13 protein-coding genes and 1 pseudogene are annotated in these 15,993 nt (G+C 56.5%); 9 read left to right on the forward strand and 5 right to left on the reverse strand.

The features are described 5' to 3' along the window. Positions 1-24 precede the first annotated feature (24 nt). The 3 genes from ACI7MX_RS21375 to ACI7MX_RS21385 all read left to right on the forward strand — a co-directional run bounded on the left by ACI7MX_RS21375 (position 25) and on the right by ACI7MX_RS21385 (position 4,357). Positions 25-2,154: an FAD-dependent oxidoreductase gene (locus tag ACI7MX_RS21375; RefSeq protein WP_405591310.1), complete on the forward strand. Its 2,130-nt coding sequence runs from the start codon at positions 25-27 to the stop codon at positions 2,152-2,154. Between the two features lie 153 nt (positions 2,155-2,307). Continuing rightward, positions 2,308-2,991 carry a response regulator transcription factor gene (locus tag ACI7MX_RS21380; protein ID WP_405591313.1) on the forward strand — a complete coding sequence of 228 codons (684 nt, stop codon included), beginning with the start codon at positions 2,308-2,310 and terminating at the stop codon, positions 2,989-2,991. After that, on the forward strand, positions 2,969-4,357 hold the full coding sequence (locus ACI7MX_RS21385; RefSeq protein ID WP_405591316.1) for a sensor histidine kinase: 1,389 nt from the start codon (positions 2,969-2,971) through the stop codon (positions 4,355-4,357). The genes ACI7MX_RS21380 and ACI7MX_RS21385 overlap by 23 nt, the downstream gene beginning before the upstream one ends. Positions 4,358-5,109: 752 nt before the next feature. Here the strand turns inward: ACI7MX_RS21385 and ACI7MX_RS21390 are convergent. From ACI7MX_RS21390 to ACI7MX_RS21405, 4 genes are all read right to left on the reverse strand, one after another. Beyond that, complete coding sequence (locus ACI7MX_RS21390) at positions 5,110-5,445, reverse strand: DUF3325 domain-containing protein (protein WP_405591319.1); 336 nt, start codon at positions 5,443-5,445, stop codon at positions 5,110-5,112. A gap of 1 nt (position 5,446) precedes the next feature. After that, positions 5,447-6,985, reverse strand: a complete 1,539-nt coding sequence (locus ACI7MX_RS21395; RefSeq protein WP_405591322.1) for a PepSY-associated TM helix domain-containing protein — start codon at positions 6,983-6,985, stop codon at positions 5,447-5,449. Further along, positions 6,982-7,272 carry an iron transporter gene (locus ACI7MX_RS21400; RefSeq protein ID WP_405591325.1) on the reverse strand — a complete coding sequence of 97 codons (291 nt, stop codon included), beginning with the start codon at positions 7,270-7,272 and terminating at the stop codon, positions 6,982-6,984. The genes ACI7MX_RS21395 and ACI7MX_RS21400 overlap by 4 nt, the downstream gene beginning before the upstream one ends. A gap of 127 nt (positions 7,273-7,399) precedes the next feature. Then, on the reverse strand, positions 7,400-9,658 hold the full coding sequence (locus ACI7MX_RS21405) for a FepA family TonB-dependent siderophore receptor (RefSeq protein WP_314483923.1): 2,259 nt from the start codon (positions 9,656-9,658) through the stop codon (positions 7,400-7,402). Between the two features lie 295 nt (positions 9,659-9,953). Here ACI7MX_RS21405 and ACI7MX_RS21410 point away from each other — a divergent pair, with 295 nt between their 5' ends. From ACI7MX_RS21410 to ACI7MX_RS21425, 4 genes are all read left to right on the forward strand, one after another. Beyond that, entirely contained in the window at positions 9,954-10,295 is a 342-nt protein-coding gene (locus ACI7MX_RS21410; protein WP_314483925.1) for an FKBP-type peptidyl-prolyl cis-trans isomerase, read from the forward strand. Between the two features lie 57 nt (positions 10,296-10,352). Then, a complete protein-coding gene (locus tag ACI7MX_RS21415; protein WP_405591329.1) occupies positions 10,353-11,441 on the forward strand; it encodes a DUF1615 domain-containing protein in 1,089 nt (362 codons plus the stop codon). A gap of 80 nt (positions 11,442-11,521) precedes the next feature. Then, positions 11,522-11,923 (forward strand): MbcA/ParS/Xre antitoxin family protein, encoded by a 402-nt coding sequence (locus ACI7MX_RS21420; RefSeq protein ID WP_314483927.1) that lies wholly within the window; start codon positions 11,522-11,524, stop codon positions 11,921-11,923. Further along, entirely contained in the window at positions 11,923-12,597 is a 675-nt protein-coding gene (locus tag ACI7MX_RS21425; protein WP_314483929.1) for an RES family NAD+ phosphorylase, read from the forward strand. Before ACI7MX_RS21420 ends, ACI7MX_RS21425 begins: the two co-directional genes overlap by 1 nt. 38 nt (positions 12,598-12,635) lie before the next feature. Here ACI7MX_RS21425 and ACI7MX_RS21430 read toward each other — a convergent pair whose 3' ends face one another. Further along, positions 12,636-12,860 carry a hypothetical protein gene (locus tag ACI7MX_RS21430; protein ID WP_314483931.1) on the reverse strand — a complete coding sequence of 75 codons (225 nt, stop codon included), beginning with the start codon at positions 12,858-12,860 and terminating at the stop codon, positions 12,636-12,638. A 552-nt stretch (positions 12,861-13,412) separates the two neighbouring features. Here ACI7MX_RS21430 and ACI7MX_RS21435 point away from each other — a divergent pair. Together ACI7MX_RS21435 and ACI7MX_RS21440 are read left to right on the forward strand one after the other, a co-directional pair. Further along, a complete protein-coding gene (locus ACI7MX_RS21435) occupies positions 13,413-15,218 on the forward strand; it encodes an ABC transporter ATP-binding protein (RefSeq protein WP_314483933.1) in 1,806 nt (601 codons plus the stop codon). Positions 15,219-15,721: 503 nt separating this feature from the next. After that, positions 15,722-15,993 (forward strand): annotated as a pseudogene (locus ACI7MX_RS21440) (energy transducer TonB); the annotation flags it as partial.

Genomic DNA, 15,993 nt, shown 5'->3' on the forward strand with positions numbered 1-15,993 from the left:
ACTAACGCTCGGACTGAAATAACAATGACAAAATTTCCTCAGTTGCTGGCCCCCGGAAGCATCGGTTCACTCCAACTGCGTAACCGCATCATCATGGCGCCAATGGGTTCCAATTTCGCTGAAGCCGATGGTCACTGTGGCGAACGCATTCAAGCGTATTACGAAGCCCGCGCCCGGGGCGGCGCCGGTTTACTGATCATGGGCGTGTGCTCGGTGGCGTTTCCGGCCGGCACAGCGGAGCCCTTTCAGGTGGGGGTGTCCAGCGATGAATTCCTCCCTGGTCTCAGCCGCCTCGCTGAACGTGTTCACCAACACGGTGCGAAAATCGCGATGCAACTGCAACACGCCGGCAAGACCTCGGTGCGCGACATGGCCGAAGGTCGGCAGTTATGGGTGCCTTCAGTACCGCCAGTGCTGCAAAGCGACATGATGGCGGCTTTGACACCTGAAGAGCTGAGCAACTTTGTCAGCTCCATGAAACGTCGCGCTGAAGGCTCACCGATCCGGGTCATGGACGACGCCGACATCGCGCAAATGATCGACTGGTTTGCCCTGGCGGCCGACCGTGCAAAAAGGGCCGGGTTCGACGGTGTCGAAATACACGCGGCCCACGGTTACATCATTGCCGGCTTTCTGTCCTCTTATTACAACCAGCGTGAAGACGACTATGGCGGCACGTTGGAGAACCGTGCCCGACTGTTGCTGGACATCATTGCCGCCGTGCGGGCCAAGGTCGGTGACGAATTTGCCGTGTGGCTGAGGCTGGATGCCGAAGAACTGCACACCCCCAACGGCATCACGTTGCAGGACGCCCAAGCCGTGGCGCGCATGGCCGAGGCCGCTGGCGTGGATGCCGTCAGCGTATCGGCCAGCGCGCGCATCACCAGCGGCGTGGTGTTTACCGAAGCGCCACTGGTGCAAAAGCCAGACGGTTTTCTGGAATGGACCGCGGCCATCAAGCGCAGCGTCAACTTGCCCGTGATTGCGGTAGGCCGCATTGAACCGCAGTCAGGCGAAGCCGCCTTGAAACGCGGTGACTGTGACTTCATCGCCATGGCCCGCAAGCTGCTGGCCGACCCTGAGCTGCCGAACAAATTGCTCAAGGGCCAGGAAAACACCATCAGACCGTGCATTTACTGCTATGTCTGCGTCAGCCAGATCTTTATCAACGAACGGGTCAAGTGCGCCGTCAACCCCATGACCGGGCATGAATTTGAATATGTCATCAGCCCGGCCCTCTTAGCCAAACATATCGTGATCATCGGCGCGGGCCCTGCCGGCATGGAAGCGGCTCGCGTAGCGGCCCTGCGCGGGCATCGGGTGACATTACTGGAGCGCAGCGACCGGCTGGGCGGCACTTTGTTCTTTGCTGGCCTGGCTTATGCCGAAAACGCCAAACTGCTGGACAACCTCAAGGTGCAGGTGGAGCAATCCTCGATTGATGTTCGCCTCAACACGACCGCCAGCCCTGCCCTGTTACGCGATTTGGCGGCCGATCAGGTGCTGGTGGCGGTGGGTGCCGAGCGTTCAGCCCCGGCCATTCCCGGAGCCGAGCTGGACCATGTGTGGAGCGGTGACGAACTGCGTCGCTTAATGACCGGCGACCGCGCGGATGAAATTGCCAAACGTAAACTTTCCTTCACTCAGCGCACCTTGATGAAAGCCGGTAGTTTGGCGGGGGTGACCGACAGCAGCGAAGCCCTGCAAAAACTGTCGCGCATGTGGATGCCGTTGGGCAAACGCGTCACCATCATTGGCGGCGGGCTGGTGGGGCTGGAGCTGGCCGAATTCCTGCTGGCCCGAGGCCGACAGGTGACCGTGCTGGAAAGCGGCACTCATTTAGGTCGCGAACTGGCGATTGTGCGGCGCTGGCGGGTGCTGCATGAAATCCGTGTGCACGGCGGCGACCTCAAGACCGGCGCAAACGTGACGGCCATTGACGGCAAGGGTGTGCACTATCAACTGGCTGACGGACAAGCTGCGTACTGTGAAGCTGACTCTGTGGTACTGGCCATCGGCGCACAGCCCAATACCGATTTGCTGGATGAACTGAGCCGGGCCGGATTACACGCCACCAGCATTGGTGACTGCCAGCGTATTGGCTATATCGAAGGAGCTATCAGCGCGGGTCATAAAGCAGGTCGCGAAGCCTGAGCAAGCATCGGGCTGTAACCTGATTCAAACACCGAGTGGGTTTTCGGCTAGCCTTTACTGTCGCTAGGCTGAACATGAAATTTTCTTAAGAAACGTTTCAGCTTTTTGTGGGCAAAATGTGCTCACCGACAAAAAGCCCATTCAGGTGAAGGTATGCCCCGCATTTTGACCATCGAAGACGATGCCGTAACGGCAAAAGAGATCGTGGCTGAGTTAAGCAGTCACGGACTGGAAGTCGATTGGGTGGCCAATGGCCGCGAAGGGTTGGTTCGCGCTGTCAGCGGCGATTATGACCTGATCACCCTCGACCGCATGCTGCCTGAACTCGACGGCCTGGCCATTGTGACCACCTTGCGCACCATCGGCGTCAGCACGCCGATTCTGATGATCAGCGCCCTTTCTGATGTTGACGAGCGTGTTCGTGGCCTGCGCGCCGGTGGCGATGACTACCTGACCAAACCCTTTGCCAGCGACGAAATGGCCGCTCGGGTCGAAGTCTTGTTGCGCCGCAAAAGCCCGGTCGACAAATACGAAACCTCGCTGCGTGTGGCCGACCTTGAGCTCAACCTCATCACCCGCGAAGCCAGTCGCGCCGACCAGCAACTGAGCCTGCTGCCCACCGAATACAAGCTGCTGGAATTTTTGATGCGCAACACCGGGCAAATCCTCTCGCGCATGATGATTTTTGAAGAAGTCTGGGGCTATCACTTCGATCCGGGTACCAACCTCATCGACGTGCACATCGGCCGCCTGCGTAAAAAAATTGATCCTCAGGGCCTGGTGCCTTTGATTCGCACCGTTCGAGGCTCGGGTTATGTCATTGCCGAACCCCTCTAAGGGCTGGCGTTCCTCCAGCAGCCGACTGCTGGCGCTGTACAGTTTCTTGTTCGTGGCCTGGAGCTGCATCCTCATGGGGGTGCTGTATTACGAGGTGTCGGACTATTTAGGCAACCTGGCGAAGCACTCATTGATGCAACGCCAGCACTTGTTCTCGCGCTTTCAAGGCGAACAACTCGACGAAGCGCTGGCCACCAGCCTGACGTTCGATATGCGCACGGTGGATGCTTACGGTCTGTTTGATGCGCAACAGCGACCGCTCAGCGGCCCCATCCAGAGCATTCCTGAAGACCTGCCGCTGGACGGTGAAATCCATGAGTTGAGCACTTGCATCGTTTCCGACGACCCCAACCTGCCCCAAGACAGCTGCGACGCCGTGGCCACCCAAACCCAGGATGGCCGCTGGTTGGTGCTGGTGCGCGATAACGGCTCACTGTTTGCTGTGACGCGGATTATTCTGCACGCGCTGTTGTGGGGTATATCGCTGACCATCATCCCCGGCATTGCTGGCTGGCACTTGCTGCGCCGACGACCATTGCAGCGGGTACGGGCCATTCAGGCCAGCGCCGAAGCCATCGTCGCGGGGGATTTGACCTATCGCCTGCCGCTGTCGGATAGACGCGATGAGCTGGACATGCTGGCTGCGATTGTCAACGCCATGCTCGACCGTATTGAACTGTTGATGCATGAGGTCAAAGGCGTGTGCGACAACATCGCCCATGACCTGCGCACCCCGCTGACCCGGCTGCGCGCGCAGTTGTACCGGATTCAACAGCAAGCGGCAGAAGGCTCGCCCGAGGCGCTGCAACTGGAGGAAGTGATTGGTGAAACTGACACGCTGATGGCGCGCTTTCGCGGGTTGTTGCGGATTTCTGAGCTGGAAGATCACCAGCGACGCTCGGGCTTCTTGCAACTCGACCCTTTGCCTTTGCTTCAAGAACTGTACGACTTTTACCTGCCACTGGCGGAGGAAGGCCAAATCACGCTGACGCTGGAGGCTGACCAACCCCTTCCAAGCCTGGTCGGCGACCGCGCCTTGCTATTTGAAGCGCTGAGTAACTTGTTGAGCAATTCGATCAAATTCACCCCGCCCGGTGGTGAGGTGATTTTGCGTGCCGTCAACGATGAAGGTAGCCCGCGCATTGAAGTGCTGGATACCGGGCCGGGTATTCCGGAGGCTGAACGTGTGGCCGTGTTTCAGCGCTTTTATCGCTGCGATGACACCCATGCAGGCTTCGGTCTGGGGTTATCCATTGTGGCGGCGATTGTCAGCCTGCATGGTTTTACGCTGGAGGTGCGTAACCGCGACAACGGCGGTGCCTGGTTGACCCTGCACTGCCGGCAGAGTTTGATCAATAACCTGTAAGCACTGCAAATGCTGTAGATAACCTCATCGCCACCGAGATTTTGATCTGCTCTTGATCTGCTCTTGATCTTGATCTTGATCTTGATCTGCTTGTGATCTGGTTTTTGATCTTGATCTGCTGCCCCGTCGGGAGGCCGAGAGGAGGTTCTGCGCAGTGGGTCGACCGGCATGGATGCCGGGAGAGCCGTGTTGGGCCATGGATGGCCCGTCACGGCGTGCCCACGGAGCGGGACCGGAGCGAGGGAACTTGAGCGCAGCGAAAGCCGTACGCAGGGGGCAAGGCCTTTTTGCTTACTTTTGTGGCTGTTTGACAAAAGTGAGCCGCCGTAAGGGCGGAACCCGTAGAAAGCCGTGATACATGAAATGGATATGTACACAGGCCGATTAAAAGCTACGAGTACATATCCATTATTAGCGTCTAGCTGAAGTAATGGTTACGCCCTTACGGCGTGTCACTTTGCAAAAGCGGCAAAGTAACCAAAACGCTTCCGCTCCCACGTACGGCCCTCGCTGCGCTCAGGTGTCCCTCACTCCGGTTCCGCTCCGTGGGCACGCTGCGACGGGCCATCCATGGCCCGATCGCAGCTCTCCCGGCATCCATGCCGGTCGACCCACTCCGCGAAACCTCCATTCGGCCTCCCGAAGGAGCGGTAGATCAAGATCAAAAACCAGATCACAAGCAGATCACCACTCTCTGGCGATATCAGGTAAAACCATTCACCCGGTTTTGCGAGCAGTTATCCCCAACCGAGCTACAACAGCATCACCCCTACAGCCCACATCGGGGCAAAACTCACCGGTAACCACACGGCCAGCCGAGGCCGGTAAGGCAGCAGCATGAGCAACGCGAAACCGCTTAACGAGATCAGCCCGAACCAGCCCACCGGGCCCATCGCCCATCCCCACGCCTGACCACTGAAGTAAAAACTCAGCGCCAGACTCAGCCAGCCGCCACCGCGTAATAACCGACGCAGCCGTAGCGACGGCGCGGTGTGCCAAACCTGTTTGTAATGGCGTTCAAGCCCCTGACACAACGCCAGCATGGCGATGTAGGCACAGGCCAGCGCTGCGAAAAAATGACCCGCCATATCAGTTACCCTCAGCCAGTGCGCCACGGTTACGACGCGGTACACGCACCACAGCCGGTTGCGATACTTTCCAGCTGGCCCATAGCAACAAAGCCCCCAGTCCCATCGCCGTCAGCTCTACACCTGCACGGCTGGGAAGTGCCCATGGCGCATGCACCGTCAACAGGCTGAGCAGCGGCAATGTCAGGCACATCACCCCCGCCACCCCCAATTGCTCACGCCAGGCCTGCATGCGCGAACGAAACAAGGCGTGGCCCAAGCTCACCGCCCAGATACCAAAAAAAACGTTGAGTTCAGCCCCAGCGCGGTCTGTCATGCCCGCAGGCAGCAGGCGATTGGCCCACAGCAGGCTGATGCAAGCCAGGCTCAAACCCGCCATAACGGCCACGTTTATGGCCTCAACCAGCCGATACAGCACTTGCCCTACCCGGCCCTCATTGGCGTATTTGCGTCGACGCTTGACCGTGAACAGCACCAAGCCGCTGCCGATCATGGCAGTGCTGATCAGACCGCACACAAAGTACAACCAGCGCATCGGATAGCCACCAAACTGGGCGAAGTGAAGCCCGGAAATAACCCGGTGCGTGAGAACGCTGGCCCGCATGTCGGTCGGCCCGGACAGCTGTTCGCCAGTGACCCCGTTAAACCGCATACCCTGGCCCTTGGTCAGGGCGATGCGGTTACCCAGCAGTGGCCGAATCTGGATTTGGGCAGTGCTCTGCCCGGGGTTGCTGATGCTCACGCCCCCCAAGGGGCCCATCACCTCACGAGCCTTGGCGAGCAAGGGCGCCAAGTTCACCAGAGGCGCCGGTTCAGCGCGCGCACCGCGTACCGCTTCACGCACCGCCGGCACTGAATCCTGTGCCTTGAAAAAAGCCTCACGATTGCCATCAAATAACGCGTCCATCGCTGCTGGCATGTAGATGATCAAAAATATGGCCAGCCCGCTGTAGGTGATCATCAGGTGGAACGGCAGTAACAGCACAGCGCTTGCGTTATGGGCATCCAGCCAGGAACGCTGGCCCTTGGCCGGGCGAAAGGTGAAGAATTCCTTAAAGAATTTTTTGTGAATCACAATGCCGCTGATCAATGCCGCCAGCATGCCCATTGCCAACGCGCCCACTAGATAGATGCCAATCATGCGCGGCAAGTGCAAAGTGAAGTGAAAGCCAAAAAAGAACATTCCGCCTGCCGTTTCACGCACCGGTAATACCTTGCCGGTGTCGGGGTCCAGGCTCACCGAAACGCCATCACGGCGCCCGCCGGTTGAAGCCTGAAGCTGAGGCGAACGTTCGTTGGGCAGGCTGATGCCCCACTGCTTGGCATCAGCTTTATGTTCACTTAAATAGGCCAGCGCCAATTGCACGGCCTGCTCATCGCTCAGGTGGTGCGCAGGCAGCTCCGGCTGCATCCAGTTATCGATTTCTTGATCGAACACCGCCAGGCTGCCGGTCAGAAATATCACCAACAACAACCAGCCGACAATCAAGCCGCCCCAAGTGTGCAGCCAGGCCATTGATTGGGTCAGGGTTTGTTTCATCCAAGACGCTCCAGCCATTGAGGCCAAAATCCGATGGCGGCCAACGGCACCGCAAATACCGGGCCCATCCAGGCAGCCCACTGATGACGGGCGGCAAACGCCCACAAAATAGCCAGGGTGTAGACCACAAAAGACAACAGGCTGGCAACGATCAGCGAGTCCACATTGTCCAGCGGCAACACGCGCGCCAGCGCCGCCGTAAAGGCGTAGGTAAAGCCATAACCGCCTACCAGCGCTGCCAGTGTGCGGGACAGGATCGGCAGCCAGGCCGAGGTTGCGAACTTCATGTTTTCAATCCTTCACATTCGCTGTTTTTTGCTTGCGCCAGATGCGACAACGGCGCGACACCCGCTACCTGCGAATGTCACGCCTCAATTGCCCGCACCACCAGCAGTGACGCGGTACCCCGGCTGATCAGAATGAACTGGTCACCGAGGCGAAATAAGCACGGCCCGCTTCGTTATAGGTTTGCGCCCCTGCCTCATCCGAGTTGCCCTTGCGGTACAAGTGCTTGTCGAACAGGTTGTTGATGCCCAGCCGCACGCTAAGGTGCTTATTGAACTCATAACCGCTGCTCACACCCACCAGACCGTAAGGATCGACCGGCGTCTGTACCGACTTGTCGAGTTCTTCGTTAGCCCGGTTATTGCGCTTGGGCGCTTCTTGCTTGCCGTAGTAAGTGCCACTGACTTGAAAGGACAGTTTCTCGGTAGCGTACCAGTCGAGCATCGTATTCAAGGTGTACTTTGGAATGATGCTCAACGGATCACCGGTTTCCTTGTCCTTACTTTCGATCATGTAGGTCAGGTTGGTGTTCCAGTCCAAATCGTCGCGCAGGCTGACAAACAGGTTGCCCTCGATCCCTTGCACAATGGCCTTGCCACTGTTCTCCCATTGCAGGACACGTCGCCCGTTGGGCAAGCGGAAGGCCGCTTCGTTACTGGCAGTGATCTTGTTTTGATAGTCGTTGCGAAAATACGTACCGCTGGTGCGCCAGGTGCCTTTATCGAACGCGAGGCCAATTTCTTTGTTGATGCTGATTTCCGGCTTGAGGTCCGGGTTACCCACCAGATAGCAACCACCGAGGTTCACCTCGACCGAACTGCAACCCTGGCCGCGACTGTACAACAGGTAGTTGGGGTTGGATTGGTACAGGTTTGGTGTTTTATAGGCACGGGCGATACCGCCCTTGATGCTCAGTTCATCGGTGATCTGATGAGACGCGTTGAGGCTTGGGCTCCAGTTGCCGCCAAACTCGCTGTGGTGATCGAATCTAACCCCCGGCGTGACAATGGTTTTGGCACCGACTTCAATGTTGTCTTCAACGTAAAGCGCATAACTGTTGGCGGTGGTTTTGGTTTGCGTACGGTCGGTCCCTGGCAGCCCTGGTGTGCCATCGGCGCCAGGGTCCCAGCTTTGCGGGCGCAACGAGCCGGGATCATTCAACGATTCATACAGGTATTCGCCGCCCGCCGTCAGCACCTGGTCTGTGCCCATGTGCAACGGCAGGTTCACTTCAGCCGTGGCGCGCGTGTTGCGCAAGCGTGATTCAAATGAACCGGCGCTTTCGGAGGGCGCGCCTTCGCCATAACCGGCCAACCCTTCATTCAAGCGAGAGTTGCGGGTGAGGTCATGGGTCAGTGTGGCCTTGGTTGATCCCCAGTCGAACGCGCCATTGTGGGTCGCAGAGAAGGCGCTGCGCTGAAGCACACTGGTTTCTTTACCGGTCAGGCTGTTAACAAAATCTCCGCCACTGTTGAGCATGGTGTCACCGGCAAAGATATTGCCCTGACGACTGTAGCTGGCCTCCAGATCGAGACTTTGTTCAGGGGTGAACTGCCAGCTGAGCAAGCCATTGACGTCTTTGTTGCGCACCCCTTCACGACCGGCCACTACGCTGTCCGGTGACGCTTGCTCAGCCGTGTTGATGCCGGGATCGTCGGCATCGGTTTTGTTCACGCCGCCATACACGCGAAATACCAGATCTTCGGTGATCGGCCCGCTGAGATTGAAGTTGGTGCGTTTACTAATGCCTTCGGCATTGTCTTCGGGTGACAGGTAATAGGCCGTCAGCGAGCCGCTGAGTTTGTCGGCGGGCCTTTTGGTGATGATATTCACCACCCCGCCCATCGCCCCTGAGCCGTAGCGTGCGGCGGCCGGGCCACGCAGGATTTCAATACGCTCGACTTCTTCTGCTGGCACCCAGTTGGTCTCGCCACGGGTATCACGGTCTCCACTCCAGCCATAACGCTGGGCGTTGCGGGAAGAAGACGGTTTGCCGTCAATGAGGATCAGGGTGTTTTCCGGGCCCATGCCGCGCAGATCGATCTGGCGGTTGTTGCCACGGGCGCCACTGGCGCTGTTGCCCGTCAAGTTGACCCCCGGCTCACGGCGGATGATTTCGGAAAGATCATTCGCGGGCGGGCGCTTCTTGATGTCTTCGGCGGTGATGATCGACACCCCCGGTGCCTGTTTCAATTCTTGTGCCGCGGTACCCAGCACACGGGTTTCTTCAAGTTGCAGTGCTTGCCTCGTCCCGTCGACCGAAAGGTCGCTGGCCTCTATCGGCACTTCATCGCGTTCGCGCTCAAGCGCATCCGCCATTAACGTTGGCGAAGTCAGAGTGGCCACGATGGCCAGTGAGAAATGACTGCGTTTAAATCGAGACAGCATGTCCAGTTGATCCTTAACCAGGGAAAATGCTCGGCAGGCCAAAGGCTGGTAATCGCTGGAACAGGCCCCCAAAGGACACGACGTGTCTAGCTATTCCCGGCACTGCGAGAAGCGCAATGATAAGGAGTCTCATTTGATAGTAAAGCGCAATTGATAGGAATACTTATTTGCACGACTGCACATTCCCAGTATTTAAAGGCTTTTGTTACCGTTTAATTTCAATACAAAATGTAAAAAAGAGGTAAAAGACTGCATCATCGGCCTAACTTATCGTCCCTATTTTGAGCTCTCCCCCATGACCCACGAACTTCAAGCAACTGATCTGCAACGCGGTGAAGGCAAAACCGTCGTTAAAGGTGCCTTGATCACCACGCACTACACCGGATGGCTGGCAGACGGTACGGTGTTTGACTCGTCCCACGAACGTGGCAAGCCGTTTCAGTGTGTCATTGGCACCGGTCGAGTGATCAAGGGTTGGGATATCGGTTTGATGGGCATGCAAGTGGGCGGCAAACGCAAACTTCAGGTGCCCGCGCACTTGGCCTATGGTGAAAGAAGCATGGGCGCACACATCAAACCGAACTCCGACCTGACGTTTGAGATCGAACTGCTGGAAGTGCTGACGCGCGACGAATGAGCACGCGTCATATATGAGTTGTTTTTCAGGAGATAAGCGCAAGTGAATCGATTCTTCATGCGGTTTTTGACGCTTGCTCTATTCATAGCTGTAGCAGGTTGTAGCACTCAGCCAGCGCAACCCGTGCGCTCAGCGGATCAAGTACGTGCACGGATCGTGCAACTGTTACCGGCCACCGTGCAGGACCGCCAAGGGTGGGCCACTGATATACAGACCGCCTTTGCCGTTCAGGAACTGGAACCTTCAGATGAACACTTGTGTTCGGTGCTGGCCGTCACTGAGCAAGAGTCAACTTTTCAGGCTGATCCACCCGTCCCGGGTCTGGCGAAAATCGCACGAAGCGAAATCAATCGGCGCGCCAGCAAGCTGCATATCCCTGAATTTGTGCTGCGCAGTGCGTTGAATATCACCTCGCCCAATGGCAAAACCTATAACCAGCGTCTGGATACGGCCCGAACCGAGGGCCAGTTGAGCGCGATTTTCGATGATTTCATTGGCATGGTGCCACTGGGTAAAACTCTGTTTGGCAGTTTAAACCCGGTACACACCGGCGGCCCGATGCAGGTCAGCATCGCTTTTGCACAAAAACAGGCCCGCGATTATCCGTATCCAGTCACCGAGTCGATTCGTCATGAGGTTTTCACCCGACGTGGCGGCATGTATTTCGGCATTGCTCACTTATTGGGGTATCCGGTGGATTACCCACGATCGCTGTACCGCTTCGCCGATTTCAATGCGGGCTGGTACGCCAGTCGTAATGCTGCGTTCCAAAATGCTGTCAGCAAAGCTTCGGGCATCCCGTTGGCACTGGATGGCGATCTGACCATTCCTGACTCCTATGCGGTCGGTGCCACCGAACGAGCCGTTCGCGCATTAGGCAAAAAGTTGGATCTCAGCGAAAACGCCATCCGCAACCAATTGCTCAAAGGCGATAGCCTGGACTTCAACGACACGGCGGTGTACCAACGCGTCTACGCCCTCGCAGACCGCAAGAATGGCCAGCCACTGCCCCGCGCCGTATTGCCGGGTATTTCCCTGCAAAGCCCTAAAATCACCCGTAATTTGACGACAGCCTGGTTTGCCCAGCGTGTTGATGAACGGCGGCAACGCTGTATGAACCGGGCTAAAGCGTTGGCAAGCCTGTGATAAATTCAGATACGAACAATTTAGTTGAGAAACATCAGATGTGGAGTAGTGTCGATCCTAATCATTTCAAGGAGAATCCTATGGGACTCGAAGCCCGACACATCGAACCCGACATCAACAGCCCCGAGGCAGGCCGCGTTGCACTGACCTTTTTCTTCAACCTGATGGAACATTGGGGTTGTACCAAGGATCAGCAATGCACCTTGCTGGGGGCCATCGGCAATACCACCTATTTCAAATATAAAAAGCTGCCCGTCGTGCGCCTGCCCCACGATACCCTTGAACGTATTTCCTACCTGATGGGCATCCATAAATCCTTGCGCATTCTGTTCAGCAATCAGCCGGAACGCGCCTACGACTGGGTGCACAAGCCGAACACCGCAGCACCCTTCAATGGCCAAAGTGCATTGACTTACATGCTCGGCGGTCAAGTCGTTGACCTGGCTGACGTGCGTCGCTATCTCGATGGCGTACGCGGCTGATGCGGGCGGTGCTGCCCGAGTGGGACAAGGCATGGCGAATCATCAACAGCGCGTTCCCGCCCATCTCGGTGTTTGAAGACACCCTTGACCCGGCAGACCTGGACATCGCCTTTGCGCTTGAAAGCTTGACCAATGATCGTCTGCGCGATCAGGCGGGTTTGATCACTCGGGTTAGTCCTGAAGATCGTTTGTGTGGTGCAGGCTCAACCCCGGTGATGGCTGCATTTACCCATATAGGACGGGCCAGCCGTTTTACCGATGGCAGCTATGGCGTGTATTACTGCGCCAGCAGCGTTGAAGCGGCGATTGCCGAAACCTGCTTTCATCAGGAGCAATTCTGGCGCGCCACGTGCGAAGCCAGTATCGAAATCACTCTGCGCACCTACATCAATCAGATCTGCCAGCCGATGATCGATGTGCGCCGAAAAACAGCGCTGCACCAACCCTCGCCCGATACCTATGGCACATGCCAGGCCTTCGCCCGCCCTTTGCGCGAAAACGGCGCCTGGGGGCTGCTGTACAAAAGTGTGCGGCTCAAAGGTCACGAATGCGTAGCAGCCTTTCGCCCTCCAGCGCTGTCGCTGCCGGTTCAAGGCCCGCATTTTCGTTATGTCTGGGATGAAAAGCAGCAGGCCATTGCGTGGGTGTTACAGATCAGTGAGGTCGCGTTTTAAACAGCAGCAACCTACCGGTTTAGCCCAACACCGCTGTGTCACACGATGCACTGTTTGAACAACTCCTCCTTGATAATCAACAGTGCATCTTCGTAATAGCGCTCGCCCCGTGCTTCACTGAGCAACACTGAACGCACACTGCCCTGACCTTCTGCGGGGGTGTGTTCACAAGTGAGGTAAAACTCGGCAGTCTCCGGCTTGAATTCCAGGTAATAAAACAATTCACGGCCTTCGCGGTGCCAATAGCCTATCTCTCTGCGCATGGGGATCCCTGGTCAATGTGGACGGGGCAACACATTACCCGCCTGATCCAAAAACGCAAACACCCCGTCAAACACTGCGTTTACCCTCCAAATCGTTACCCGAATCAACACATCCGAACATTTACACAACAAAAGTTACAACTTGGCACAAATATTTCTTGTCATTTCTCGTTCGAGATCTTGAGACCGGGCACACAAGGCCCTGGGTGGTTGCTACGCCCCCAATACGAACAAGGACGGTATCCACGTCCACATTCAGTGCAAGGACTGGCCAAAAGTCAGGTCCAAGACCCGCTGTTATAAAGGAATATAAACGATGTGTTCAGTGTGCTTTATGCCAACCAAGCCCCGCCGCACTCCCCCTTCACGCCCCCTGCCTTTGTGCCTTTGCACCACGGGCACCGATACATAGCACGCACTGTGCTCTAACGCCCCGTTCTGTACGCTTGGGCGTTTGCTGGCCGCACTACGCGATCGTTCTACCTGCGTGCCTGGCGACGTCGTAAGCGCTGCCACATCGACTCGTTTGCCCTTATCCAAGAAAGGTCAGTCATGTCTGAAATTGACGCTATAACCCTTCCGCCTAAACGGCCGTGGGCCTTTGTTTGGCACTACATCCGCCTCTATCCCGGCTGGTACTGGGGCATCGCACTCCTGCAAATCGGCGCCGCCATGACCGCGACCCTGATGCCTTATGCCATCGGCCGAATTACCGGAGCGGTGAGTGACGGTTTGTGGGATCAGAGCGACCTGCTACAGGCCAGCCTCCCTGCACTCGGTCTTTTATTGGGCCTGGGTGTGGCGCAGATGCTGTGTGCCCGGGGCGCAACCTTTTGCATGATCATGGTTCGCCCCGGGCAGAAAGTGCGCATTACCCGTGATCTGTTTGCCTATCTGCAACACCACTCCCCGCGTTATTTTGGCGAGCACTTTGCCGGCAGCCTGGCGCAACGGATCAGTGAAGGCAGTATCGGCCTGCTGGATATAACCTGGGTGCTGATCGTAGAGATGCTGCCCATTCTGGCGGTGCTGATCACCAGCCTGGTGCTGCTGACACTCGCTTCGCCCTGGCTAGGGTTGAGCCTGCTGGTGTGGGTGACGATTTATTCAATACTGGCGTTTGTGCTTTCGCGCAAAGCTCAGGTACTGGCGAACGAACACGCGCAAACACGCAGCGTCACCACCGGCAAAATCGTTGATGCCGTGGGGAATTTGAACAGCATTCGTTTGTTTGCCCGCCAACACTATGAACTCGATTACTTGACCGGCTTTCAGGCAAAAGAAAAAAAGGCCGCGCAGCGCTCATTCTTCTACCAAGAGAAAATCCGCCTGTTGCAAGACTGTTTGTCCATTGTGCTGAGGGTGGGTCTGGTCGCCGTGGCGTTGTACTTGTGGTACTTGGGCAAAATTGATGTTGGCCAGTTGGTGATGGTGGCCACGCTGGGCCTCATGATCGTGGCGCAGTGCAGTTTTCTCAGCATGCAGTTTATGCACTTGTTCGAATACATCGGCACGATCGAAAACAGTATCAACACGCTGCTACAACCCCATGAAATGCCCGACCGGGATAAAGCCACTCCGGCAATCATTCACAAGGGCGTGATTAATTTTCGCGACGTCAACTTTAGTTATACGCCCGGCACGCCTGTTTTCAATAATTTCAACTTGCATATTCGTGCAGGTCAGCGGGTGGGTATTGTCGGTTTATCGGGCTCTGGCAAGTCAACATTGCTGAGCCTTTTACTGCGCTCATACGACCCGCAAAGCGGCTGCATTGAAGTTGACGGCATTGATGTTCTGGATATGACTCAACAGTCACTTCATCGCCATATTGGTTTAATCCCTCAGGAACCCGGTCTGTTTCACCGCACTTTAAAAGAAAACATTGGTTATGGTGATGTACTCGCCAGTGACGCCCATATTGTGCAGGCGGCAAAACGTGCCCATGCCCATGACTTTATCGTGCAAATGCCAGAGGGTTATAACGCCTTGATCGGTGAACGCGGGGTCAAACTTTCCGGTGGCCAGCGCCAGCGCATTGCAATCGCTCGTGCGTTACTTAAAAACGCACCGATATTGGTCCTTGATGAAGCCACTGCCAGCCTCGACTCAGAGACCGAAAGCCTGATCCAGAGCAGCCTGGATGACATCATGGCGGACAAGACAGTGCTGGTCGTGGCCCACCGACTTTCAACCATTGCCCATCTTGACCGCATCGTCGTACTGGATAAGGGCACCCTTATCGAAGACGGCAGCCATGCGCAGTTGCTGGAGCGCCGTGGACTCTATTACCGCCTATGGCAGCATCAATCAGAGGGCGCATTAAGCGAAACCGACCCCTCGCTGACCACTGCCTGATACTTAACGCGGGTGTTAAACCCACGGTTTTAAAGGTGAAGTTCCTCCCCGTATTAACAGACCAAACAGGTGCACTAATACTTGGCAGCCCACTGTCAATTTGGTGCACTAAATTACAACAGCAACGGCTCAGTGTCAGATTGTAGAACAATGTAAGCCCTGCACTTAGTTGCAAGTAAAGTTTAACTAAGGCGCCAGTAACGCCTGAACTCACCCTGTTTGTCGAGCGCTCTAAATACCGTGTTTATTTGTCCTGCCAGCCCCCCAGCTTTAACGTTTTTGGCACAGCGGTTGCTTTACTTAACTTAACAACACTACATGTGCTCCAGGCACTGACTTATCACCGATTTATCGGGAGCCAAAATGACGTATTTTCCCCGTAGCCCTTAACGATACGGATAAGTGAAGCCTCACTTATCAGAACGACTGAACCGACCATTCTCGTCCCTGCATGCAAGGGCGAACGGAGCCTTATTGCCCTTCATTTAGTCGAGGGACTGTTAATGAGTGACGAGGTAAAAAACCAGACCCGCCCAGCGCCAGTGCTAGATGCTGAACGGGTAAAACAGTGGACGCACATCAAACATGTGCCCAATACCTCGCAGCCGGGGGGCTTGGGCAAGCCGCAGATCATTATGTTGATTGGCGCGGTGGTGTTGCTGCACGCCAGCGCCTGGTGGTTCTTCCAGCAGGCCAAGGCTGAACCGCTGATCACCCCGCCCGAAATACCGGAAATGACCGTCGAGCTGACCAGCCCCGCGCCGCCGGCCCCTCC

The sequence above is a fragment of the Pseudomonas sp. 2024-210 genome, from assembly GCF_045062345.1.
In the GTDB taxonomy this organism is placed as follows: domain Bacteria; phylum Pseudomonadota; class Gammaproteobacteria; order Pseudomonadales; family Pseudomonadaceae; genus Aquipseudomonas.

Coding starts and splice junctions, on each gene's coding strand:
- ACI7MX_RS21375 (WP_405591310.1), top strand. CDS start 25: ATGACAAAATTTCCTCAGTTGCTGGCCCCCGGAAGCATCGGTTCACTC.
- ACI7MX_RS21380 (WP_405591313.1), top strand. CDS start 2,308: ATGCCCCGCATTTTGACCATCGAAGACGATGCCGTAACGGCAAAAGAG.
- ACI7MX_RS21385 (WP_405591316.1), top strand. CDS start 2,969: ATGTCATTGCCGAACCCCTCTAAGGGCTGGCGTTCCTCCAGCAGCCGA.
- ACI7MX_RS21390 (WP_405591319.1), bottom strand. CDS start 5,445: ATGGCGGGTCATTTTTTCGCAGCGCTGGCCTGTGCCTACATCGCCATG.
- ACI7MX_RS21395 (WP_405591322.1), bottom strand. CDS start 6,985: ATGAAACAAACCCTGACCCAATCAATGGCCTGGCTGCACACTTGGGGC.
- ACI7MX_RS21400 (WP_405591325.1), bottom strand. CDS start 7,272: ATGAAGTTCGCAACCTCGGCCTGGCTGCCGATCCTGTCCCGCACACTG.
- ACI7MX_RS21405 (WP_314483923.1), bottom strand. CDS start 9,658: ATGCTGTCTCGATTTAAACGCAGTCATTTCTCACTGGCCATCGTGGCC.
- ACI7MX_RS21410 (WP_314483925.1), top strand. CDS start 9,954: ATGACCCACGAACTTCAAGCAACTGATCTGCAACGCGGTGAAGGCAAA.
- ACI7MX_RS21415 (WP_405591329.1), top strand. CDS start 10,353: ATGCGGTTTTTGACGCTTGCTCTATTCATAGCTGTAGCAGGTTGTAGC.
- ACI7MX_RS21420 (WP_314483927.1), top strand. CDS start 11,522: ATGGGACTCGAAGCCCGACACATCGAACCCGACATCAACAGCCCCGAG.
- ACI7MX_RS21425 (WP_314483929.1), top strand. CDS start 11,923: ATGCGGGCGGTGCTGCCCGAGTGGGACAAGGCATGGCGAATCATCAAC.
- ACI7MX_RS21430 (WP_314483931.1), bottom strand. CDS start 12,860: ATGCGCAGAGAGATAGGCTATTGGCACCGCGAAGGCCGTGAATTGTTT.
- ACI7MX_RS21435 (WP_314483933.1), top strand. CDS start 13,413: ATGTCTGAAATTGACGCTATAACCCTTCCGCCTAAACGGCCGTGGGCC.